Here is a 20,997-nt window from a genome sequence, read left to right on the forward strand (position 1 = left end):
TGTAGTCGGGCGATTCGAGAGGGAACATTCCTCCAGCGGGAATCATTTTCCTTTCGTAACGGGCTCGGAGACAAGCGCTCCAAGCTCGCCCGCTGACGAAGACGAGGTGTGGCTCTTGGCGTTTCGGCGTACAGCACCGTCTCCTGGGACTTCCCCACTGGGAAGCGCTCCCGAGCCGCTCCGCCGCGCACGCGACTTCGTAAAAACCCAGCTCACCGCCAAGGACGACGCCTCACGGGCTCGTCCTTTTTTCTTGTCTGAATGGAGGCTTAGATGACCAAGCGAGCCCTGAAGCGGATGGCGCGCGAAGGCGTGCAGGAAACCGGCCAGTACGACGACGCCAAGGTGCGTCGTCTGCCGGTCGATCACCGCGGCGGCTGGTCACCCCTGCCCCAGGACGGAGCGCCGAGAGGGGATAGTCGGGACCAGAGCTACCTAAAAACCATAAAACCCAAATCGCCGGGACAGGCCCAGCTCATGGAGGCCATCGACGAGAAGAACCTCGTCATGGCCCTGGGCCCGGCCGGCACCGGCAAGACCTACATCGCCATCTCCAAGGCCGTGGAGGCCCTTGAGGCCGGTCGCGTCAGCCGCATCGTCCTCTCTCGCCCCGCCGTCGAGGCCGGCGAGTCGATCGGCTACCTGCCGGGCGACATGGAGGACAAGCTGGCGCCCTACCTGCGTCCGCTCTACGACGCCCTGACGGACCGCCTGTCGGTCAAGCGCATGCGGGCCTTGATGGCCGAAGGCGCCATCGAGATCGCGCCGGTCGGCTTCATGCGCGGCCGCACCCTGAACAACGCCTTCGTCGTGATCGATGAGGCCCAGAACTGCACCTACATGCAGCTGAAGATGCTGCTGACTCGCCTGGGATGGCACTCGACCATGGTGGTGACGGGGGACCCTAACCAATCGGACCTGCTGCCGGGCATTTCGGGCCTGGCCGAAGTGGCGGCCAAGTTCGACGCGGTCTCCAACATCGCCGTCGTGCGCCTCGCCGACCGCGACATCGTCCGCCACCCGTTGGTCGCGGAGATGCTGGGCGTGCTGTGATTTCGTAACAGCACACGACACTGAAGACTTGAGTTTGAGGCGGTCGGACGTGCAAGGTCCGGCCGCCTTAATATTTTGTTGGACATGTCCATGGCCGATACGACTGCCCCGCGCACGGAACTGACCCTTCGCGGGGTCCTCCTCGGCATACTGATCACGTTGGTGTTCACCGCCGCCCAGGTCTATCTGGGCCTGAAGGTCGGCCTGACCTTCGCGACCTCGATTCCCGCCGCCGTCATCTCGATGGCTCTGCTGCGAGCGTTCAAGACCTCGACCATCCAGGAAAACAACATCGTCCAGACGATCGCCTCGGCAGCGGGGACGCTGTCGTCGGTGATCTTCGTCCTGCCAGGTCTGTTGATGATCGGATGGTGGGCCAATGTGCCCTTCCTGCCGACCTTCGGCGCCTGCGCGGTCGGCGGCATCCTGGGCGTGATGTACACGATCCCGCTGCGCCGGGCGCTGGTGACCAACTCAAACCTGCCCTACCCAGAAGGCGTCGCCGCCGCCGAGGTGCTGAAGGTCGGCACGGGCTCGCGCGAGGGCGCGGCCGAGGGCAAGGCGGGCCTCGCCGCCGTCAGCATGGGCGCGATCGCCTCGGCGCTGTTCGGCGCCCTGGGCGCAGCCAAGGTGTTCGCGGCAGAGATCGCCGCCTACTTCAAGTTCAAGCTCGGGGCCGCCTCGGGCGCGACAGGCATCGGCGCCTCCAGCTCGCTGGCCCTGATGGGCGCGGGCCATCTGATGGGCATCACCGTCGGCGTCGCCATGTTCGCAGGCCTGTTCATCGCCTGGGCGATCCTGACGCCGGTCCTCACCCTCTTGACCCCGATGCCCGAGGCCGACGCCGCCACCCACGCCCTCACCGTCTGGAAGAGCCAGGTCCGCTTCCTGGGCGCGGGCGTCATCGGCGCGGCCGCCGTCTGGACTCTGGCCAAGCTGGTCGGCCCGATCACCTCCGGTCTGAAATCGGCGCTGGACGCGGCCAAGGCCCGCAAGGCCGGCGGCGCGACCCTGCCCCGCGTCGAACAGGACATCCCGATCGGCATCGTCGGTCTGGTGTCGGTGCTGCTGCTCGCGCCCGCCGGCTGGTTCCTGGCCCACTTCCTGACGGGCGGCCCCATCGCTCAGCTGACGACGCCGCTGGTGGCCATCGGCATCGGCTATCTGGTCTTCGCCGGCCTCCTGGCCGCCGCCGTCTGCGGCTACATGGCCGGCCTGATCGGTTCCTCGAACAGCCCGGTCTCCGGTATCGCCATCCTCAGCGTTCTAGGCGCCTCGCTGATGGTCGGCATGGTCGGGCGCGGCGTCATCGGTCCGGACGTGACCAAGGCGCTGATCGCCTTCGCGCTCTATGTCACCACCTGCGTCCTGGCCGTCGCCGTGGTCGCCAACGACAACCTGCAGGACCTCAAGACCGGCCAGTTGGTCGACGCCACCCCGTGGAAGCAGCAGGTCGGCCTGATCATCGGCGTGCTGTCGGGCTCGGTGGTCATCCCGTTCGTGCTGGAGTTGCTGAACCGCTCGAACGGCTTTGCCGGGGCGCCGAACCTGCAGGCCATCGCCGACGAGCCGTTGGCGGCGCCGCAGGCCACCCTGATCTCGACCCTGGCCAAGGGCGTGCTGGGCGGAAATCTCGACTGGGGGCTGCTGGGCTTTGGCGCACTGATCGGCCTGGCCCTGGTCGCCGTCGACACGGGTCTGCGCGCGACCAGCAAGGACCGCCTCAGCCTGCCGCCGCTGGGCGTGGGCCTGGCGATCTATTTGCCCAGCTCGGTCACCGCCCCCGTGGTGGTCGGCGCCCTGGCCGGCTGGCTGTTCGAAAAGATCGTCGCCAAGGACCGCTCGGCCGAGGCGGCCAAACGCCTGGGCGTGCTGATCGCCTCTGGCTTCATCGTGGGGGAGAGCCTGTTCAACGTCTCCCTGGCCCTGCTGATCGTCTCTACGGGTAAGGGCGAGCCGCTCGCCGTGCCGTTCGCGCCGCCCGAACATGTCGGGATGCTGCTGTCCCTGACCGCCGCTGCGATCGTGGTGGTGGGCTTCTACCGCTGGGCCCGCAAGGCCGGCGCGAAGGCGATGGAGGGGTAGCGATCTGGGGGCGCCCTCAGCGCCCCCTCCGTCTCGCCGCTTCGCGCCGAACCACCTCCCCCGCAAGCGGGGCAGGAGGGTTGCGGCTTCCTCCTCCCACGCAAGGCGAGGGAGGTGTCACGATGCGGATACGCATCGTGACGGAGGGGGCGCTGCTACGCTTCACCCGGCCGAAGAATCGTGAACATCAGCTCCCGCCGCCCGCGATAGCCCAGCGACTCGTAGAGCCGGATCGCCGTCGCATTGTCGGTGTAGCTATGCAGGAAGGCCTTCTCGCCGCGCGCCAGGATCCGGGCGGTCACCTCGCGCAGCAGCCGCGCCGCATAGCCTTGGCCGCGATGGTCGGGGTGGACGCAGACGCCGCTGGCCTCGGTGTAGCCGTCCGGGCGCATGCGCTGGCCGGCCATGGCGATCAATTGGCCCTCCCGCCGCACGCCGATGAAGGCGCCCAGCTGATGCGTGCGCGAGAAGAACGGGCCCGGCTTGGTCAGGGTCGCTAAGGCCAGCATTTCAGGTCCGTCAGCGTCGGCGAGGTCCAGCATGTCGAAGGCGACATCCCAGGCGGGAACCACCTCGGCCGCCTCCATCTGCAGGCAGACGGCGTTGGAGACCACCTCGGTTCCGGGAACCGGCGGCGTCGCTTCGGGCGCGATCAGGCCCACCGTCCCTTGCTCGCGCACCAGCGCGCCAAGATCGGCCAGCGCCTCGGGGCCTTCGTCCTCCAGACCGGCGAACAGGCCGTAGTCGGGATGCATCCGGAAGGCGCGCCCGCGCCGGATCGCCAAGTGGCTTTGCCGCCCAAGGAGGGTCGAACAGACGGGGCGATCAAGAACGTGAAAGGTCATGGCCCCATTCAAGCGGGGCGAGGGTCGACGATCAACGCCTGACCAAGCTGCGGATACTCAAGACCGCAGCGGCCGCGCGCCCCGTCGATCACCGACAGGGCGCGGGGCCAGTTCGATTTAGTCGAGATCTTCGCCGAGAATGGCCATTTCGAACATGAACGAGCCGTCCTCGTCCTCGTCCTGGAAGACGACGCCGATGAACTCGCCGGCGACCTCGACCTCGGCCGAGTCCTTCTGCTTGGGGCGCGGCTTCACCTGGATGTGCGGGTTGCCGAAGGTGCGCTTCAGGTGCTTTTCGAGCTTGGCGACGGTTGTGGCGTCCACGGGGGATCCTCATTGATGGCTGGGCGCCCGGGGCGCTTGTCCGCGCGAAACTAGCGCCCGCCGCGAGAACGGCAAGCCGCTTAAGGCGGAGAAGGTGTGGACGCTCCTTCCGACAGCAGCCAATCGCGGAACAGGAGGGCCTCACGGGTGGCGCCGTCGGGCGGCGTGACCGCCACGATCTTGGCTCGTCCTGGGGTGAAACCCAGCGGCGCCACCAGCCGCCCGCTGGCCAGATCGCGCTGGACGAAGGCCCAAGGGCCGATCGCCACGCCAAGCCCAGCGGCCGCCGCCTCGATCATGTAGAAGTAGTGGTCGAACTCCTGCTCGCTGAAGGCCGGCGGCAGGTGATCGAGCTCGAAATTCCGCGCCCAGTCGGACCAGCTTTCCACGAAGGTTCGGGTCAACAGGCGCGGCATGGCGAAGACCTGCTCCAAGGTCATCGGGCTGGTCGCCAGCTCCGGCGCCATGACGGGCCCGTGGTAATGCTCCATGAAGGGCGTCGCGACGGCGTCATAGGTCACAACGGTGTCGGGCGATCGCATGCGAATGGCCAGATCGATCCCATCCGCCTTGAAGTCGAAAGGTCCGTTCGACTCGGCCACCCGCACCGGAACATCGGGATGGGCGGCTTGGAAGCGGGGCAGACGCGGGATCAGCCACTTCATGGCGAAGGTCGGAAGACAGGAAACCACCAGCGGCTTGGGGCCAGCCTGGATTGGACGCGGGACCGCCGCCTCAATTTGATCAAAGGCCGGCGACAGGGCCTGGGCCAGCTTCAGCCCCGCCTGCGTCAGGCGAAGGCGCGAGCGCGGTCCCTCAGTCAAGGCCACGCCGAGTTGTTCTTCAAGCTGCCGGATCTGCCGACTGACGGCCCCGCGCGTCACGCAAAGCTCGTCGGCCGCCAAGGTCATGCGGCCATGCCGGCCAAAGGCCTCGAAGGCGCGCAGAGCGTTCAGCGAAGGCAGTTGCCGGCGGGCCATGTGAAGAAACCTCACAGAAGGCCGACCGATAAGTCGTTATCGCGGGCGGCGCAACCGGGGGATAGTGCCCGGCATGCCACCCATCGCGCCACGCTCCACCGGCCACGAGGTCACCCTGCCCCAGTTGCTGGCGGTCCTGACTATCTGGGCAGGCGTCATCTACGGCCTCACTCACACTGGCAAGCCGGACGCGGAGCAAATCTCACTGAAGAACAAGCCGCCCCTGACGGTCTGCGCGCCCCAGGGTTAGGAACCGGGCCCGGCAGATATGAGTAGGGCCCCGGCGCGTCTCGCGGCCGGGGCCCTGGTCCGCCCACTAGGTCGGGGGGGCGTAGAGGGGCGGACATCAGTTAAACGCCAACGCCCGAACACGGTTCCCCGACTACTTGGCTTCGGTCAGCTTGATTTCGAAAAGCTTAGGCCACAGCTTGCCGGTGACGAACAGGCGATCGCCAGCGGCGTCATAGGCGATGCCGTTCAGGACATCGTCGCGGTCGCCGCGCACGCCCGCCTCAGGCAACAGCCCGGCCAGTTCGATCCAGCCCTTCACCCGCCCGGTCGCCACGTCGATCCGCGCGATCCGGGTCGTCTGCCACACATTGGCCAGCAGCTCACCCTTCACCCATTCCAACTCGTTGAGCTTGGTCACCGGGACGCCGTTGTCGGTGACCTGGATGCGCCCGGTCTCCTTCAGCGTCTCGGGGTCGAGGAAGCGGATAAAGGCGGTGCCGTCGCTCATCATGATCCGCTTGTCGTCGCGGGTCAGGGCCCATCCCTCGCCCGGATAACTGAACTCGCCAAGCGTCTCGAAGCTGTTGATATCGTAGATGAAGCCGACTTGATCGGTCCAGGTCAGCGCATAGACCCGGTCCTTCCAGTCGACGATCCCTTCACCGAAAAAGCGGGAATCGATGGTGCGCTCGGCCTCGATGGCGCCCGTTTCCAGGCTCCACTTGCGAATGAACGACCGCCCCTGCAGGCCGGTGCTCTCAAAGATGAACCCGTCACGATAAAGCAGGCCCTGGGTGAAGGCCCGGGTGTCGTGCGGATAGCTTTTCACCACCGTGTAGCCGCCCACCGGCGCAGGCGCAGCCAAGGCGGGCGCAGCCAGACCGACGACGACCGCCAGCGCCAGGCCGCCCAGACGACGTAAAAGCGGCTTCACTCAGATCTCGTAGGTCGAGGGCGAGTAGACCGTCTCGGCCAGGGTGTGATCCATGGTCTTCGCCGGCTCTTCACAGGTCGGGCAGTTGACCAGACGCGCAGGCACGCCGGCCGCCGTGCAATGCGCCGGCACCGGACGCAGCACCACTGAGCCAGACGCCACCTTGGCGTAGTCGCCGATGGTGATGTTGCCCAGCACCTTGGCGCCGGCGCCTAGCAGCACGCCCTTGCCGATCTTGGGGTGACGGTCTCCACGCTCGGCGCCGGTGCCGCCCAGGGTCACGCCATGCAGCATCGAGACGTCGTCGCCGACCACCGCCGTCTCGCCGATGACGATGCCGGTGCCGTGGTCGATGAACACGCCCTTGCCGATCTTGGCGGCGGGATTGATGTCGACCTGAAAGACCTCGCTGGAGCGGCTCTGCAGATAGAAGGCCAGGGTTTCGCGACCCTGGTTCCAAAGCCAGTGCGACACGCGGTGCGTCTGCAGCGCCAGGAAGCCCTTGAAGAACAGGAATGGCTGAACATAGCCCTTGCAGGCCGGATCGCGCTCGAACACCGCCTTGAGGTCCGCCTCGGCGGCCTCGACGATCGACGGGTCATCCTCGAAAGCGTCGGCGGCGAACTCGCGCGCCGTCATCGCCCGCATTTCCTGGTCGCCCAGCTTCCGCGCCAACTGGAAGGTCAGGGCGTCGGCGAGGTTGTCGTGGCTGAGAATGACTGCGTTCAGCAGCGACGCCAGCGCCGGTTCGGCCTTGGCGGCGTGTTCGGCCTGGTTACGCAGCGCCACCCACACCGGCGTTTCGGTGTCGGACGTCACCACTTCGAGATGCTTGGCCATCGGGCTCTCCCTTCCCAGGCGCGCCGGGAGCATAGCGCATCTTTTTTAGAAATGCTCTAGCTCAGTGCGGGACGCCCTATGCGAGGATCAGAGCGGCCAAGTCGGCCGGCAGTTCGCCTCGCACCGCCATATGGTGCGTTCTCAGCAACAACGCCACTGTAATTGCGTCAGGCATATGACCCAACGTCGCCGCGTCCAGCGCCTCGCGGAACGGCACGCGCGCGACAGCGAAGTCCTCGGTCTCGTCCGGCTCGCCTTCGGTGGGAGACAGGCCCATGGCCAGAAAGCCATAGGCGATCTCGTCGGTGACGGAATTGGAGAGCTCCATGCGCAGGATCAGGCGCCAGTCCGACGCCTGCAGCCCCACCTCCTCGGCCAGTTCGCGCTTGGCGCCGTCCAGCGGATCCTCGCCGTGCGGCGCGCCGCCTTCGGGCAACTCCCAGCTATAGTTCGCCAGCGAAAAACGGTTCTGGCCCACCAGCGTGACCGTGCCGTCCTCATGCAGCGGCACGATACCGATCGCCTGGTTCTTGAACCCCACCTTGCCGTACAGCGCCGGCCGTCCCGTCGGCGCGACCGCCTGATACTCCGTCAGGGTGATCCAGGGATTGTCGTAGACGACCTTGCTGGACGAGACCGCCCAAGGCTTTCCGTGCGGCTTCAGCCATGCGGGCTTGCGGTCAGGTTCGTCGGCCATAGCGCTGAGTCCCTTGTCGCGGCCTCGTCACGGCCATAGGTCTGCGACTTACAACGCTTCGGAGACATCGTCTTGGCTGGTTCCGTTCCCCCCGCCCCCGAGTTTGGCCAGACCTTGCCGGTCGAGGCGGCGCCCAAGGTCTTGGCCTTCCTGGCTAAGCGTCGCTCGGCCAGCGCCATGACCCTGACGTCGCCAGGGCCGGACGACCAGCAGCTGACGGAGCTTCTGCGGGTCGCCGCCCGCGTGCCCGACCATGGGAAACTGGCCCCCTGGCGCTTCATCGTTCTCACCGGCGCCGCCAAGGACGCGTTCGCCGAACGGATCGCTCCGCTCGCCGAGAGCCAAGCCAACCCGACCAAGGCGACGGCGGCGCTTCGCAAGCTGACACGCCCGCCGGTCTGCGTGGCCGTGATCTCGCGCCATATTCCCGGCGAAATCCCCGAGTGGGAGCAACGCCAGAGCGCTTCGGCGGTCTGCCACCAGATGCTGCTGGCCGCCGCCGCCCTGGGCTGGGGCGCCAACTGGATCACCGACTGGTACAGCTATGACCCGCGCGCGACCGCGCTCCTGGGTCTGGCCGAGGGCGAGCAGGTGGCGGGCTATCTCTATCTCGGAACCACCACCGAACAGCCGCAGGAGCGCCCGCGCCCCGATGTGGCGGCGCTCACAACCTATTGGTCAGCCTAGCGGAGCTTCAGCCCCGGCCGCGATAGGGCGCGACGCCTTGGTCGGGGACCCACAGCCCCTCCGGCGCCGGTCCGGTCTGCCAGAAAACGTCGATCGGGATGCCGCCGCGCGGATACCAGTAGCCGCCGATGCGCAGCCAGCGCGGCTGCGCGATCTCGACGATCTTGCGCGCCACCTTGACCGTGCAGTCTTCGTGGAACGAGCCGTGGTTGCGGAAGCTGGTCAGATAGAGCTTCAGCGACTTGCTCTCGATCAGCCAGTCGCCAGGGGCGTAGTCGATGACGAGGTGCGCGAAATCCGGCTGGCCGGTGACGGGGCACAGCGAGGTGAACTCCGGCGCGACGAAGCGCGCCAGATAGAGCACGTCGCTCTGCGGATTGGGCACGCGCTCAAGGACGGCGGCCTCGGGGCTTTCGGGCGCGTCGACGACGCGGCCCAGCTGGGTGACGTTGAGATCGGTCATCGGGGCGATTTAGGCCTCCCCGGCTCGCGAGACAAGCGCGCGGCGCCCCGCTACAAGGTCGCAAACAGATGTTCGGGAGAGACGCGATGTTGGGACGAGACTTCGAAGGCTTCACCGTGGTGGTCACCGGCGGCTCCACCGGGCTTGGTCGTGCGATCGCCGTCGAGACCGCACGGCGCGGCGCGGACCTTGTCGTGATCAACTTCGCCCGCAGCGCCGAAGAGGCCGAAGAGACCGCCAAACTCGTCCAGGCCGAAGGGGCCAAGGCGGTGCTGGCCCAGGGCGACGTGTCCAGCGACGAGGACTGCCGCAGGATCGCCGCAGCCGCCGACGCTTCGGGCCGCATCGACGCGCTGTTCAACAACGCCGGCATGACCAAGTTCGCCCCGAACCACGCCGACCTCGACGCGGTGAACGCCGAGGACTTCCTACGGCTCTATTCAGTGAACGTGGTCGGGGCCTTTCAGATGGTCCGCGCCGCCCGCTCGCTGCTTGAGGCCGCCCCGTCGCCGGGCGCTGTGGTCAACACCTCTTCGATCGCTGGCGTCGTCGGCAACGGCTCGTCAGTGCCCTACGCCGCGTCAAAGGGGGCGATGACCACCATGACCCTGTCGCTGGCGCGCGCGCTCGCCCCTCGGATTCGCGTCAATGCCGTGTGCCCGGGCTTCATCGATACGCCCTGGTTCGGAAAGGCGATGGACGCCGAGCGAGTCGATCGCCTGCGCGCTGGCGCGGCGGCCGCAACACCTCTGAAAGTGGCGTCCACCGCCGAGGATATCGCTGGAGCCGCTGTCTTCCTGGCGTCTCCCGCTTCGCGACACGTGACCGGCGAGACCCTGCTGGTCGATGCGGGCCTGCACCTGGGCGGCGCAAGCCTTTCCATGCGGTAAAGACACAGCCAAGCTGGATTCGCTTTTCAGGCGCATGTGGCCTAGCGGCGTCAATATTGAAGCAAAATCGTCACACACCGCCCAAAGTTTAAGCCTCAGGCGCCCTTCGCACTGGCGTTCCACGCCCCTCGATTGCACTTAAGGACGTGTCCCCAACTAATCAGTGGGGGACGCAAATGCGCTTGCAGGCGCGGTTGGCGGCTGGGAACCAACCCGGTCGACGACACAGACAAGGGGATAGAACTATGAAAGCCATGAAGATTGCGCTGGCCGCAGCCGCCGCCACGGTCGCCCTCGCGGGCGCCGCCTCGGCTCAGGAGCTGAAGGCTTCCTACAACCTCGGCATCACCAGCGACTACGTCTTCCGCGGCGTGAGCCAGACCCAGGAAGATCCGGCCCTGCAGGGCGGCGTCGATCTGTCCTACGGCATCGCCTATGCGGGCGTCTGGGCTTCGAACGTCGACTTCGGCGCCAGCGACCCGACCACGGAAATCGACTTCTACGCCGGCGTGAAGCCGACCGTGGGCGACACCTCGCTGGACTTCGGCGTGCTGTACTATGGCTACACCAAGGACAAGGGCCTGACCCCCGGCTCGTACAGCTACGTGGAACTGAAGGCCGCCGCTTCGCGCGCTTTCGGCCCGGCCACCCTCGGCGCGGCCGTCTACTACTCGCCGGAATATCCGGGCAAGGGCGGCGGTGCGACCTACTTCGAAGCCAACGCCGCCATGCCGGTCGCTGAAAAGCTGACCCTGTCGGGCGCCGTCGGTCACCAGACCATCAAGAACTACGCCGACTACAGCACCTGGAACGTGGGCCTGGCCTACGCCCTGACCGACAAGCTGGCCGCTGACCTGCGCTACCACGACACCAGCGAGCACGGCCTCGGCAAGATCTATGACAGCCGCGTGGTCGTCAGCCTGAAGGCCGCTTTCTAAGCGATCCTACAGGATAGACATCGAAGCCGCCCCGGCTCCCCCGGGGCGGCTTTTTTGTATCAGCGTCAAACTGCGGGCGCGCGAGGCGGCCGCATCGCCAGGACCGCGACGAACACCACGGCGGTGACGGCGGCGAACAGCTCGAAGGTCGGCGTGAAGCTTCCCAGGCGGTCGCGCATGGCGCCCGCGATGAAGGGGCCCGCCGCTGACACCGCGCCAACCAGACAGGTCAGCGAGAACAGCTCCAGATTGCTCTGGCGGCCATAGTAGTTCAGCAGCAGCACCGTCACGGCCAGGACCGTCAGACCAAAGCCCACCCCCGTCCCGATCGCATAGACCAGCATCAGGGCCGGCGTCGTCGCCTTGGCCAGGGCCAACAGGCCGACCACCAGCATGGCCTGGGCGATGATCAGCAGCCAGCGCGGATCAACCCGGTCGCCCAGGGCTCCTCCAGCGAGACGCGCGAGGGTCTGCATCAAGGCCTCGAGGCTCAGCATCTTGGCGGCCAAGGCCCCGGCCGCGACCGCCGCGATCCCCGCCGCGACGCCGATCTCGGTGAGGTGCGACACCGACACGCTGGCCACGCTGACCCCGACCAGCAGGTGCGAGAAATAGGCCGCCACCAGGATGTAGAATTGCGGCGTTCGCAGCGCCTGACGAACAGTCCATTCATGCGCGGTGCGATAGACGCGAGCGTTGGCGGGCGCTTGCCGCGCCGCCTGCTCGACCTCTTCATCAACCTCATGCGCGGCGGCCGCCAGCCATTGGGAGCCACCGACCATCAGCGCGCAGGCGCCGCCGACCACAATGGCCAAGACCGCCTGCACGACCCAGAAGGCGCGCCAATCGCCGCCACTGGCGTCCATCAGGGTCAACACCATCCAAGGCCCGGCGGCGCCGCCCAGCGATCCGAAGGTGAAGTAGACGCCGAACGGCATGGCCCGCTCGCGAAACAGCGCCGACAGCACGTGCGTCCCCGGGATCAGCGCGGCCATCTGGAAGCCAACGCCACACGCCGCGGCTCCGGCATAGTAGCTCATCAGGCTTTCGGCGTTGGCCAGGCCGACGAACCCTGCGGCCAGCACCGCAGCGCCGACCAGCAAGGTCCCCCGCACCCCGATCCGCCGGATCAGGATCGCCGGCAGCCATGACGAGGCCCCGGTGAAAACCCCAAGCACCGAAAAGCCCAGGAACGCCTTCTCGAAGCTCCAGTTCAGCTCGCCGATCATGGCCGGCAGCACCACGCCCAGCGAGCCGTAGGTCGAGGCGGTGATCAGGAACAGCAGCAGGCTGAACGCCGCCACCAGCAGCCAGGGGCGGAAACGGGAGACAGTATCGATCGTCATGCCGCCCTCCTCACCCACATCGCGGGGGAGGTGGCGCGATGCGGATACGCATCGTGACGGAGGGGGCGCCGTGCGGCGGCTGTGCCCCCTCCACCGCTTCGCGGTCCCCCTCCCCCGTTTCACGGGGGAGGATGCTTTGCTCAATCATCAGAAGGTCCGCTTCAGGGTGGCCCGCCACTCGCGTCCCTTGCCGGGCAAGGCGCCGAGATTGGCGTAGGTGTCAGCGTCGGGGGTGAAATAGAACGTGTCGAACAGGTTATCGACATTGACCGACAAAGTGTAAGGCCCCCGGCTGATGAAAGCCGACGCATTGACCACCTCATAGGCGGGATAGCGCACCGCGTTCTGCACCGTGCCCGAGGTGCGGCCCACATGGCTGACGCCGACCGTTGCTCCAGCCTGCCCCCAGTCATAGCCCTTGCTGGTGTAGGTCCCGTACAGGCTGAGCACAGACTTCGGCGTCAGGGTGTAGGCGTAGTCGCCGCTGCGCGCTGGCAGGCCGGCGAAGCTCCACACCACATAGGAGCCGCCATAGGCCTGCGCCCCCGGCACGCCGGCAGTATAGGCGGGGATGTACTGGAACGAGGTATCCGGCCCCTTGATCGTCGTGCGCTGGTTGTTGCCGGCGAAGGTGAAGGACAGCCGTTCGGAGGCCAGCCAGCGGATCTCCAGCTCCACGCCCTTGGCGCGCGTGCCCTGCACGGTGGGCGGCGCGATGGCGCCGGTGATCTGGGTGCGGTTCTGGCGATAGGCCGCCAGCGAACCGATCAGGGTTCCGCGCAGCAGCTGGAACTTCACCCCGGCCTCGGCGAGGTCGGAGCTGGAGAGCCATGAGCCGTCGGCCACCAGACCCGGCGCGATATCGCCGCCCTGGCTCATCTCCAGCGCCGAGGCCTTGGCGTAGCTGGCGTAAGGCATCAGGCCGATCGGCAGCTTGTAGGTCAGGCTGGCGTTCCAGGTCGCCTTGTTGCGATCGGCCGTCTTGCGGCCCGTGACCGTGTAGCTGAGGAAGCCGCTGTCCTGGCTTTCGACGCTGTAGTGGTCCCAACGCCCGCCCAGCACCAGGTTCAGACGCCCGATGTCGATATCGGAGGTGACGAAGACGCCGGTCTGCTTCCAGGTCGAGCGGTTGTCGTTCTCCCACTTCAAGCCGACGCCGCCGGGCTCGTCGTCGAACGGGCTGTCGATGATGTCGGTCGGCGTGGCGCCGAAGCTGATGTCGCGGCGGTCCAGCGCGATCATGCCGCTGTTATAGCTCTCCCGACGGCGCCCCTCGAACCAGCGATGGGAGCCGCCGACCAGGGTGCGGGCGCTGGCTGCGCGCAAGGTGGTCGGGAAGGCGTAGGTCAGGCGGACTTCGCTGACCTTGGCGTCGATCGCCGACGGATAGCCGTAGGAGACGTAACGCTTGTTGTCCTGACGGTCGTGGAACAGCTGCAGCTTCAGCGCGCGATCCTCGCCCAGGTCCTTGGCCAGGTCGAAGTACAGGGTCTGGGTGTCGGTCTTCGAGAAGTCGGCAGGGCTGATATAGACCGTGCGGCGGTCCAGCTTGGTGGTCCCGACGCCGACGTCGAGCGTGTGGACCGCATCGGTGCTGAAGAAGCCGTAGTGCGGGATGTAGAGCGCACTGGCGTAGGGATAGAAGCCCACCTCGTTGGGCGTCAGCCGGCCGTTGCCGTCCGTGTCCTTCAGCGTCGTGTCGCGGCCGGTGACATAGGCGCGGTTGTCGATCAGGTCCTGGGTCAGGCGGTTCCAGCCCGGCGTCTGCACGTCGCCCCGCGAGCGGAACAGCATGCCGCCGAAAGCGGTGCTCCAGCCCTCGCCCAGATCGAAATCGGCCGACAGCTCCAGCGTCTGGTGACGCGGATAGATCCCCTTGTAGAAGCTGTGGCTGTCCTCGGCCTCGCCGTAGATATAGACCCCGCCCTCGGCGCCGCCGAGGCTCACCGGCGCGCCGAACTGGGCGGTGAGCAGCTTCTTGTTGTAGCTGCCGACGGTGGCGGTGACCTCGCCTTCCGGTCCGGCCAGGAAGCGGCCCTCGTCGCGCGCGGACTTGGGGATGAAGTTGACCAGGCCGCCGACCTTGCCCGCGCCATAGACCGGCGTCGGCGGGCCGCGCAGGATCTCGATACGCGCCGCGCCGCCGATCGGGGTCGAGTAGGTTCCCCGGTTCTCCACGCGCTTGAAGCCGCGGAAGTAGTTTTCGGCCAGGGTGCCGCGAATGTTAAGCGAGCCGGGCACGCCATAGAAACTGGCGGTGTGGGTTCCGGGCGCGACCTTGGTGGCGCCGTCCAGGGTCAGAACGCCGTAGCGCTCCAGCGTCAGGTCGCTGACCAAGCTGGCCGAGCGCGGCGTCTCGATCAGCGGCTTGTCGATCCCGAACACCGTCTGGCTGGGCTGCTTCTCCAGCAGGCCAGCCTTGTCGCGCGCCACGATCACCACCGCATCGACGCGATCGGACAACTGCGTGTCGGCCAGGGCGGGCGACGCGGCGGCCAGGGCCAGGAGGCTGGCGGACAGAAGGATGCGCTGAGACGACATGGATTGAGCCTTCACGGCGCCGGGCGGGAGGGCCCAGCGGTCACGGCTCGATATCTGGGGATGTCTTGATCTTCGTCAAAATGCCTTCTGACATTTCAGAAGGGATTGCGATGGGAGTGTGGCCTGAATGCTGCAGCTTACGTAAAGGGAACAATGACCTTTGCGACGTGGTGCGGAGGCTTGCGATCTAGGATCGAGCGCCGGCCTCGGGCTGGACATCCAGAATCCGCAGCATCGCCCGCCGCGAGCCCTCGACGTCGCCGCTGGCGATGACCCGCGCGACCTGCCGATGCTCCTCGATCTCATCGAGCAGCTCCTGTTCAGACGCGCCATTGAACGAGAACACCCAGAAGCGAGCGGCCTTGTGCTGGAGCGGAATCAGGATGCGCGCCAGGGCGAGGTTGCCGGAAGCGCGGGCGACGGCGGCGTGGAACCGTAGGTCCATCGCCACCAGGGCGGGCAGGTCGCAGGTCCGCGCGGCCTCCTCCCCGTCGGCGAAGACGTCGTACATGGCTTGGGCTTCGGCCTTGCTGGCGTTCTTGGCGGCCAGTTGCGCGCAGTGCGGCTCGATCAGCACGCGCGCCTCATAGCCCTGGCGCAGCTCCACCAGGTCCAGCGGCGCGACGGTGGTGCCTGAACGGGCGCGACGGATGACCAAGCCTTCCAAGGCCAGCCGCCCAAGGGCGTCACGGATCCCCGCCAGTCCGGTGTCGTAGTGCGCCGCCAGCGACTGCTCGTCCAGGCGGGCCCCCGCCGGCAGTTCGCCCAGGATTAAGTCCAGCAGAATCCGCTCATAGACCTTGGTCTTCTGAAGGTCGGGTGCCCAGTCCTCGAGGCCCGAGGAGTTGGCCACGTCCAGCACAAGGCGGCGTCCAGCAGGCGATATCAGCGACGGCGGGGCCATGAGCGATCCGTAAGCGGCGGGCGCTGATAGGTAGTGTGAAATGTCAGGGCGCGCCAGCCGCTAGCCCCCCCCACATCGCGGGGGCGCAACACATCAGCGTCCCTCAGAACGCCGGCACCACCGCGCCGGCGTACTTCTGCTCGATGAACGCCTTGACCTCTGGCGAGGTCAGGGCGGCGGCCAGCTTCTTGACGCGGGGGTCTTCCTTGTTGTCCGGACGGCCGACCAGGTAGTTCACATAGGGGCTGGTCTTGTCCTCGATGATCAGGGCGTCCTTGCTGGGGTTCAGCTTGGCGTCGAGGGCGTAGTTCGTGTTGATCACCGCCAGGTCGACCTGGTTCAGCACCCGCGGCAGGGCCGGCGCTTCCAGCTCCTTGAACTTCAGGTTCTTCGGGTTGCTGGTGATGTCGCGCAGGCTGGTCAGAGGATTCTTGGGGTCCTTGATGGCGATGACGCCATTCTTGGCCAGCAGGATCAGGGCGCGCCCCTCGGTCGAGGCGTCATTGGGGATGGCGATGGTGGCCCCGTTCGGAACCTCGGCGATCGACTTCCACTTGGCCGAATAGGTCCCGATCGGCTCGACATGGACGCCCTGTAGCGGGATCAGGTTGGTCCCCTTGTCGCGATTGAAGCTCTCCAGATACGGCAGGGTCTGGAAGTAGCTGACGTCGATGCGCTTTTCGGCGACCTGGGTGTTGGGCTGGACGTAGTCGTTGAACACCTTGATGTCGATGTTCAGCCCCTGCTCGGCGAGCTTTGGCTTGATGAACTCCAGCACCTCGGCGTGCGGCACCGCGGTGGCCGCCACGGTCAGGGTGTTGGGATCGGCGGCCTTGGGGGCCTTCGGGCCACAGGCGGTCAGCGCCAGAGCGGCGAGGCTGAGGGCGACGAAAGCGCGGCGGGCGACCATGAACAGCTCCATAAAGGCGATCCTAGCGGTAGGCTTTTGCCCTGATACGCGGGACGCACGAAATCAGATTTCCTGACGCGCCCTCAAGGGGACGAGAAACCTCAGACCTCTTCGTCCAGGTCGTTGGCGACATCGGGCGCGCCCTGGATGACCCAGCTGGCGACAAAGTCGGGCTTGTCGCCGGCCAGGCTGGTGACCCCCGCCTCGGCCTTCTGGATCGCCGAGGTCTGCGGCGGCAGGGTGTAGGTGTCGCCGTCGTGCTCGCCCAGCAGGTCCAGCACGATGCCCTCGTGTTCGGTGGCGTCGATGACCACGCCGAAGAACTGCTGGCGCTCCTCAACCTCGCCGTCGTCATCGACGAAGGTCAGGTTCATCAGCAGCGTCTTGCCGATCAGGCTCTCGGCGAAGGCGGCGTCCCAGTGGGGGTCGTGTTCGATGGGGTCGGTCATGGCGCGTTCTTGGCTGCAATCCTCCTCACCCGCAAGGCGAGGGAGGAGGTTGTCACTTATGCGAAACGCGACGCACCACCGCGTCGCCGATCATCTGCAGCACCTGCACCAGCACCAACATCAGCACGACAGTCACGACCATCACGTCGGTCTGGAAGCGCTGATAGCCAAAGCGGATGGCGAGATCGCCCAGGCCGCCCGCGCCGACCACCCCGGCCATGGCGGTGTAGGAGACCAGCGCCACCGCCGTCACCGTCGCGGCGGCGACGAGGCCGGGCAGCGCCTCGGGCAACAGCGCGCCCAGAACCACCTGACGCCGCTTGGCGCCCATGGCGAAGCTGGCCTCGATGACGCCCTTGTCGACCTCGCGCAGGGCGGTCTCGACCAAACGCGCGAAGAACGGCGCTGCGCCCGCCACCAGCGGCGGGATCGCGCCGGCCACGCCCAGCGAGGTGCCGACCAGCGCCACGGTCAGCGGGATCATCACGATCAGCAGGATCACGAACGGCACCGAGCGCAGGATGTTGACCAGCAGCGACAGCGCGCCATTGGCCATGCGGTTCTCCAGCATCTGGCCCTTGCCGGTCAGGAACAGGATCACGCCCAGCGGCAGACCCACCGCCACCGTCAGCACCATCGAACCGCCCAGCATGGCCAGCGTGTCGAGCGTGGCTTGGCCGATCTCGCTCCAGTCAATGTTCGAGACGCTCATTGGGCGGTCTCCCCGGAAAGTTCCTCCACGCGCACGCCGGCGGCCTGGAACTGGGCGATGGCGGCGGCGACATCGCCGCCGGTCAGGGCCAGGGTCAGCTGGCCATAGGGCGTATCGCGCAGGCGATGGATGCGGCCTCCCAGGATCGAATAGTCAACGCCGGTGGTCCGGGCCACCTCGCCCAGCACCGGCTTGTAGGTCGCCTCGCCCTTGAAGGTCAGGCGCACCACGCGGCCGCCGACGCCGGGCGCTGCGGAGACATCGCCCTCGGCCTCGCGAACGAAGCGACGGGCGGTGTCGCTGACCGGGTGCAGGAAAACCTCCTCGACCGCGCCCTCCTCCACCACGCGGCCGGCGTCCAGCACGGCCACGCGATCGCAGACGCGGCGCACCACATCCATCTCGTGGGTGATCAGCACGATGGTGAGGCCCAACTCGCGGTTCAGGCCCGAGATCAAGTCGAGGATCTGCTCGGTCGTCTCGGGATCCAGCGCGCTGGTGGCCTCGTCGCACAGCAGGACCTTGGGGTTGGTGGCCAGGGCGCGGGCGATGCCGACACGCTGCTTTTGACCGCCCGACAGCTGGGCCGGATACTTGCCGGCGTGGGCCGACAGGCCGACGCGTTCGAGGAGTTCGGCGGTGCGCGCCTTGACCTCGGCGGCGGGGCGACCGGCAAGCTTCAGGGGAAAGGCGACGTTCTGGGCGACCGTCTTCCCCGACAAGAGATTGAAATGCTGGAAGATCATACCGACCCGACGGCGCAGGGCGCGCAGCCCCTCCACGCCGAGGGCGGCCACATCGTCGCCGTCGACGATCATCTTGCCCGCGCTGGGTGTCTCCAGGCCGTTGATCAGCCGGATTAAGGTGGACTTGCCCGCGCCCGAGGCGCCGATCACGCCGAACACCTCGCCGGCGTTCACCGACAGCGAGACCCCGCGCAACGCGGGCGGCGCGCCCTGGGCGTAGGTTTTAGAGACGTCCTGGAAGGTGATCACGCGGCCAAGTCCAAGCAGGGTTTCGGGCGGCCCCCGGGCCGCGAGCCGCCCGATTTAGGCGTTCGCCGCGCAAAGGTGAAGGGAAACCGCCGGATCAGTGCGCCATCACCTGGCCGATGCCGTCCAGAAGCGCCGCGACCGTCACCGGCTTGGCCACATGCAGGTCAGCGCCGGCCTGCAGCGCATCCTGACGATGACTGGCCATGGCGTTGGCGCTAAGCATGATAATCGGCGTGCGCCGCCCCTCCCCTTCCCGCGCCCGGATCGCGCGCGTCGCGGCCAAGCCGTCCATCACCGGCATCTGCATGTCCATCAGCACGACGTCGAAGACTTCGGACGTCATGGCCTCAACGGCCTGCGCGCCATTCTCCACGACGGTCACGTCGGCGCCGCACGGCTCGAGGATCAGTTGGACCACACGCTGGTTGATCGGGTGATCCTCGGCGAGAAGCACCTTGAGCCCTTCGCTCGGCGCCGCAGATCGGGGCGCCTCGATATCGACGCCCTGATCCAACTGCGTGCGGCTCAACGGCAGCACCACCCGGAATAGGCTGCCCTCACCAGGATTGGAGCGGGCCGCGATCTCGCCGCCCATCATCTCGACCAGGGTCTTGCTGATCGACAGGCCCAGACCCGACCCGCCGAACCGGCGCGTGATCGTGCTGTCGGCCTGACTGAAGCGCTGGAAGATCAGATCGGCCTTCTCAGCATCAAAGCCGACGCCCGTGTCCTCGACCTCGACGCAAAGGCGCGCTGTCTCGCCCTCACCAGCCTCCTCTACAGCGACGCGAACAATCACCTCGCCCTGGTCGGTGAATTTCACGGCGTTGGAGAGCAGGTTACTGATCACCTGGCTGATCCGCACGCTGTCACCCACGAAGCGGCCAATCGCGGTCGGGCCGCGCTCAAGGCGAACCGCCACGCCTTTGTCCTTGGCCCGTAGTCGCGTGACATCCAAGAGCCCGTCCAAGAGCGCGCCCAGGTCAAAGGCTTGCGGCTGGATGGTCATCTGACCGGCCTCGATCTTGGAGACGTCCAGAATATCCGAGACCAGCCTCTCAAGGGTCTCGCCAGAGCGCGCGATCATGGCGACCATTTCAGCCTGCTTGGCGGTGAGCGGTGTCTCACCCAGCGCCGCAGCCAGAGCGACAACCCCGTTGAGGGGCGTGCGGATCTCGTGGCTCATATTGGCCAGGAAGTCGTTCTTGGCCCTGTTCGCCGCTTCGGCGGCGTCGCGCGCTTCGGCCATCTCCGCCTCGATTCGCAGCCGCTCGGTGACATCGCGCGCCACGCCAAACACCAGGTCGCCACAGCGACGCGCCCGCCACTCCAACTGGCAATAGGAGCCATCGGCCCGCCGGTAGCGATTGACGAAGCCATTGACCTCACCATCAAGGTCAGCCTTGGCCATATGGGCGCGCGTGATCTCGACGTCGTCAGGGTGAAGAAGCGGCAGCAAACCCTCGCCTACCAGGGTCGCGACCGGATAACCCAGCACAGTCTCCCAAGCCTGGTTCACCTGGACGAACCGCCCCTTGAGGTCCCGGATACAGAGGAGATCGGCCGAGACGTCGAAGAAGTTGGCCAGGTTTCGCGACGTCTCCAGCGCCTGTTCGGCCAGCCGTCGCGCGCGCGCCTCGCTGGCCGCCAGCTCCTCTTCCGCACGCCGCCGATCGATCGCGAACGCGGCCAGCTGCGCGGCGGCCTCGATGAAGGCGATGTCCTCCCTATTCGGGGTGCTGACCTCGCGATGATAGATGGCGAAGGTGCCCACCACCGTCCCGTCGGACGAGCGGATTGGCTGAGACCAGCAGGCCGCCAAGCCAGCCTCCGTCGCAAGCGCCTTGTAGCCGTCCCAAAGGGGGCTGGACTGGATGTCGTCAACGGTCACCCGACGTCCAAGATAGGCCGCCGTGCCGCAGGAGCCCACCGACGGGCCGATCTCAACGCCCTCGATCGCCTCGTTGTAGAAGCTCGGCAGGCTGGGCGCGGCGCCCATGAGCAGCCGACGCCGATCGGCGTCGAGCAGCAGGATGCTGCAGAGGATCGTGGGGTCCTCGGCCTCGACGGCTTGCACAATGGCCTTGAGGGCTGAGGCCAAGGGCTTGCCGCCGGCGATGAGGTTCATCGTGCGCCGAAAGGCGCGGTGGGCGGTCGTTCGACTCATGGTGGC

Annotated in this window: 21 protein-coding genes and 2 pseudogenes; 7 read left to right on the plus strand and 16 right to left on the minus strand. The window is 67.0% G+C overall.

Annotated features, from left to right (window positions below):
• The first annotated feature begins 115 nt into the window (after positions 1–115).
• From ACT53N_RS08095 to ACT53N_RS08105, 3 genes are all read left to right on the plus strand, one after another.
• Positions 116–277 carry a hypothetical protein gene (locus ACT53N_RS08095; RefSeq protein WP_476063430.1) on the plus strand — a complete coding sequence of 54 codons (162 nt, stop codon included), beginning with the start codon at positions 116–118 and terminating at the stop codon, positions 275–277.
• Positions 274–1,053, plus strand: a complete 780-nt coding sequence (locus ACT53N_RS08100; RefSeq protein WP_476063431.1) for a PhoH family protein — start codon at positions 274–276, stop codon at positions 1,051–1,053. Before ACT53N_RS08095 ends, ACT53N_RS08100 begins: the two co-directional genes overlap by 4 nt.
• Before the next feature lie 84 nt (positions 1,054–1,137).
• Positions 1,138–3,138: an OPT family oligopeptide transporter gene (locus tag ACT53N_RS08105; RefSeq protein ID WP_476063432.1), complete on the plus strand. Its 2,001-nt coding sequence runs from the start codon at positions 1,138–1,140 to the stop codon at positions 3,136–3,138.
• A gap of 155 nt (positions 3,139–3,293) precedes the next feature.
• On the opposite strand, the gene ACT53N_RS08110 is transcribed toward ACT53N_RS08105, so the two are convergent.
• The 3 genes from ACT53N_RS08110 to ACT53N_RS08120 all read right to left on the minus strand — a co-directional run bounded on the left by ACT53N_RS08110 (position 3,294) and on the right by ACT53N_RS08120 (position 5,287).
• On the minus strand, positions 3,294–3,983 hold the full coding sequence (locus tag ACT53N_RS08110) for a GNAT family N-acetyltransferase (RefSeq protein ID WP_476063433.1): 690 nt from the start codon (positions 3,981–3,983) through the stop codon (positions 3,294–3,296).
• A 117-nt stretch (positions 3,984–4,100) separates the two neighbouring features.
• Complete coding sequence (locus ACT53N_RS08115) at positions 4,101–4,307, minus strand: DUF3126 family protein (protein WP_012640547.1); 207 nt, start codon at positions 4,305–4,307, stop codon at positions 4,101–4,103.
• Between the two features lie 80 nt (positions 4,308–4,387).
• On the minus strand, positions 4,388–5,287 hold the full coding sequence (locus ACT53N_RS08120; RefSeq protein WP_476063434.1) for a LysR substrate-binding domain-containing protein: 900 nt from the start codon (positions 5,285–5,287) through the stop codon (positions 4,388–4,390).
• Between the two features lie 73 nt (positions 5,288–5,360).
• Between ACT53N_RS08120 and ACT53N_RS08125 the strand changes: the two genes are divergently transcribed.
• A complete protein-coding gene (locus tag ACT53N_RS08125; RefSeq protein WP_476063435.1) occupies positions 5,361–5,537 on the plus strand; it encodes a hypothetical protein in 177 nt (58 codons plus the stop codon).
• A 132-nt stretch (positions 5,538–5,669) separates the two neighbouring features.
• Here ACT53N_RS08125 and ACT53N_RS08130 read toward each other — a convergent pair whose 3' ends face one another.
• The 3 genes and pseudogenes from ACT53N_RS08130 to ACT53N_RS08140 all read right to left on the minus strand — a co-directional run bounded on the left by ACT53N_RS08130 (position 5,670) and on the right by ACT53N_RS08140 (position 8,057).
• Complete coding sequence (locus ACT53N_RS08130) at positions 5,670–6,452, minus strand: glutaminyl-peptide cyclotransferase (protein ID WP_476063436.1); 783 nt, start codon at positions 6,450–6,452, stop codon at positions 5,670–5,672.
• On the minus strand, positions 6,453–7,292 hold the full coding sequence (gene cysE, locus ACT53N_RS08135; protein ID WP_476063437.1) for a serine O-acetyltransferase: 840 nt from the start codon (positions 7,290–7,292) through the stop codon (positions 6,453–6,455).
• A gap of 76 nt (positions 7,293–7,368) precedes the next feature.
• Positions 7,369–8,057 (minus strand): annotated as a pseudogene (locus ACT53N_RS08140) (NUDIX domain-containing protein).
• 4 nt (positions 8,058–8,061) lie between these two features.
• Between ACT53N_RS08140 and ACT53N_RS08145 the strand changes: the two are divergent.
• Entirely contained in the window at positions 8,062–8,676 is a 615-nt protein-coding gene (locus ACT53N_RS08145) for a nitroreductase family protein (protein WP_476063438.1), read from the plus strand.
• A gap of 7 nt (positions 8,677–8,683) precedes the next feature.
• Here ACT53N_RS08145 and queF read toward each other — a convergent pair whose 3' ends face one another.
• Positions 8,684–9,139, minus strand: coding sequence for a preQ(1) synthase (queF, locus tag ACT53N_RS08150; RefSeq protein ID WP_010920506.1), 456 nt, complete (start codon positions 9,137–9,139; stop codon positions 8,684–8,686).
• Positions 9,140–9,207: 68 nt separating this feature from the next.
• Between queF and ACT53N_RS08155 the strand changes: the two genes are divergently transcribed.
• Positions 9,208–10,029, plus strand: a complete 822-nt coding sequence (locus ACT53N_RS08155; RefSeq protein WP_476063439.1) for an SDR family NAD(P)-dependent oxidoreductase — start codon at positions 9,208–9,210, stop codon at positions 10,027–10,029.
• Between the two features lie 245 nt (positions 10,030–10,274).
• A complete protein-coding gene (locus tag ACT53N_RS08160; protein WP_476063440.1) occupies positions 10,275–10,967 on the plus strand; it encodes a TorF family putative porin in 693 nt (230 codons plus the stop codon).
• Positions 10,968–11,032: 65 nt separating this feature from the next.
• On the opposite strand, the gene ACT53N_RS08165 is transcribed toward ACT53N_RS08160, so the two are convergent.
• The 9 genes and pseudogenes from ACT53N_RS08165 to ACT53N_RS08205 all read right to left on the minus strand — a co-directional run bounded on the left by ACT53N_RS08165 (position 11,033) and on the right by ACT53N_RS08205 (position 20,991).
• The gene (locus tag ACT53N_RS08165) at positions 11,033–12,313 is read right to left on the minus strand and encodes an MFS transporter (protein WP_476063865.1); all 1,281 of its coding nucleotides are present in this window, start codon (positions 12,311–12,313) and stop codon (positions 11,033–11,035) included.
• A pseudogene (locus tag ACT53N_RS08170) lies at positions 12,314–12,461 on the minus strand (hypothetical protein); the annotation flags it as partial.
• Positions 12,461–14,869, minus strand: coding sequence for a TonB-dependent siderophore receptor (locus ACT53N_RS08175; protein ID WP_476063441.1), 2,409 nt, complete (start codon positions 14,867–14,869; stop codon positions 12,461–12,463). The gene ACT53N_RS08175 and the pseudogene ACT53N_RS08170, both read right to left, overlap by 1 nt.
• 172 nt (positions 14,870–15,041) lie before the next feature.
• Positions 15,042–15,758 (minus strand): GntR family transcriptional regulator, encoded by a 717-nt coding sequence (locus tag ACT53N_RS08180; RefSeq protein ID WP_476063442.1) that lies wholly within the window; start codon positions 15,756–15,758, stop codon positions 15,042–15,044.
• 103 nt (positions 15,759–15,861) lie between these two features.
• On the minus strand, positions 15,862–16,674 hold the full coding sequence (locus tag ACT53N_RS08185) for a MetQ/NlpA family ABC transporter substrate-binding protein (RefSeq protein WP_476063866.1): 813 nt from the start codon (positions 16,672–16,674) through the stop codon (positions 15,862–15,864).
• A 95-nt stretch (positions 16,675–16,769) separates the two neighbouring features.
• Positions 16,770–17,117: a hypothetical protein gene (locus ACT53N_RS08190; protein WP_476063443.1), complete on the minus strand. Its 348-nt coding sequence runs from the start codon at positions 17,115–17,117 to the stop codon at positions 16,770–16,772.
• 52 nt (positions 17,118–17,169) lie between these two features.
• Positions 17,170–17,829: a methionine ABC transporter permease gene (locus ACT53N_RS08195; RefSeq protein ID WP_476063444.1), complete on the minus strand. Its 660-nt coding sequence runs from the start codon at positions 17,827–17,829 to the stop codon at positions 17,170–17,172.
• Entirely contained in the window at positions 17,826–18,824 is a 999-nt protein-coding gene (locus ACT53N_RS08200; RefSeq protein ID WP_476063445.1) for a methionine ABC transporter ATP-binding protein, read from the minus strand. Before ACT53N_RS08200 ends, ACT53N_RS08195 begins: the two co-directional genes overlap by 4 nt.
• 94 nt (positions 18,825–18,918) lie before the next feature.
• On the minus strand, positions 18,919–20,991 hold the full coding sequence (locus tag ACT53N_RS08205) for a hybrid sensor histidine kinase/response regulator (RefSeq protein WP_476063446.1): 2,073 nt from the start codon (positions 20,989–20,991) through the stop codon (positions 18,919–18,921).
• Positions 20,992–20,997 lie beyond the last annotated feature (6 nt).

The sequence above is a fragment of the Caulobacter sp. DMC95 genome, assembly GCF_056313785.1.

Bases quoted from the DNA above. Each gene is read 5' to 3' on its own strand.
- ACT53N_RS08100 (WP_476063431.1), top strand. From the start codon at position 274: ATGACCAAGCGAGCCCTGAAGCGGATGGCGCGCGAAGGCGTGCAGGAA.
- ACT53N_RS08105 (WP_476063432.1), top strand. From the start codon at position 1,138: ATGTCCATGGCCGATACGACTGCCCCGCGCACGGAACTGACCCTTCGC.
- ACT53N_RS08110 (WP_476063433.1), bottom strand. From the start codon at position 3,983: ATGACCTTTCACGTTCTTGATCGCCCCGTCTGTTCGACCCTCCTTGGG.
- ACT53N_RS08120 (WP_476063434.1), bottom strand. From the start codon at position 5,287: ATGGCCCGCCGGCAACTGCCTTCGCTGAACGCTCTGCGCGCCTTCGAG.
- ACT53N_RS08125 (WP_476063435.1), top strand. From the start codon at position 5,361: ATGCCACCCATCGCGCCACGCTCCACCGGCCACGAGGTCACCCTGCCC.
- cysE (WP_476063437.1), bottom strand. From the start codon at position 7,292: ATGGCCAAGCATCTCGAAGTGGTGACGTCCGACACCGAAACGCCGGTG.
- queF (WP_010920506.1), bottom strand. From the start codon at position 9,139: ATGACCGATCTCAACGTCACCCAGCTGGGCCGCGTCGTCGACGCGCCC.
- ACT53N_RS08155 (WP_476063439.1), top strand. From the start codon at position 9,208: ATGTTCGGGAGAGACGCGATGTTGGGACGAGACTTCGAAGGCTTCACC.
- ACT53N_RS08160 (WP_476063440.1), top strand. From the start codon at position 10,275: ATGAAAGCCATGAAGATTGCGCTGGCCGCAGCCGCCGCCACGGTCGCC.
- ACT53N_RS08165 (WP_476063865.1), bottom strand. From the start codon at position 12,313: ATGACGATCGATACTGTCTCCCGTTTCCGCCCCTGGCTGCTGGTGGCG.
- ACT53N_RS08180 (WP_476063442.1), bottom strand. From the start codon at position 15,758: ATGGCCCCGCCGTCGCTGATATCGCCTGCTGGACGCCGCCTTGTGCTG.
- ACT53N_RS08190 (WP_476063443.1), bottom strand. From the start codon at position 17,117: ATGACCGACCCCATCGAACACGACCCCCACTGGGACGCCGCCTTCGCC.
- ACT53N_RS08195 (WP_476063444.1), bottom strand. From the start codon at position 17,829: ATGAGCGTCTCGAACATTGACTGGAGCGAGATCGGCCAAGCCACGCTC.
- ACT53N_RS08205 (WP_476063446.1), bottom strand. From the start codon at position 20,991: ATGAGTCGAACGACCGCCCACCGCGCCTTTCGGCGCACGATGAACCTC.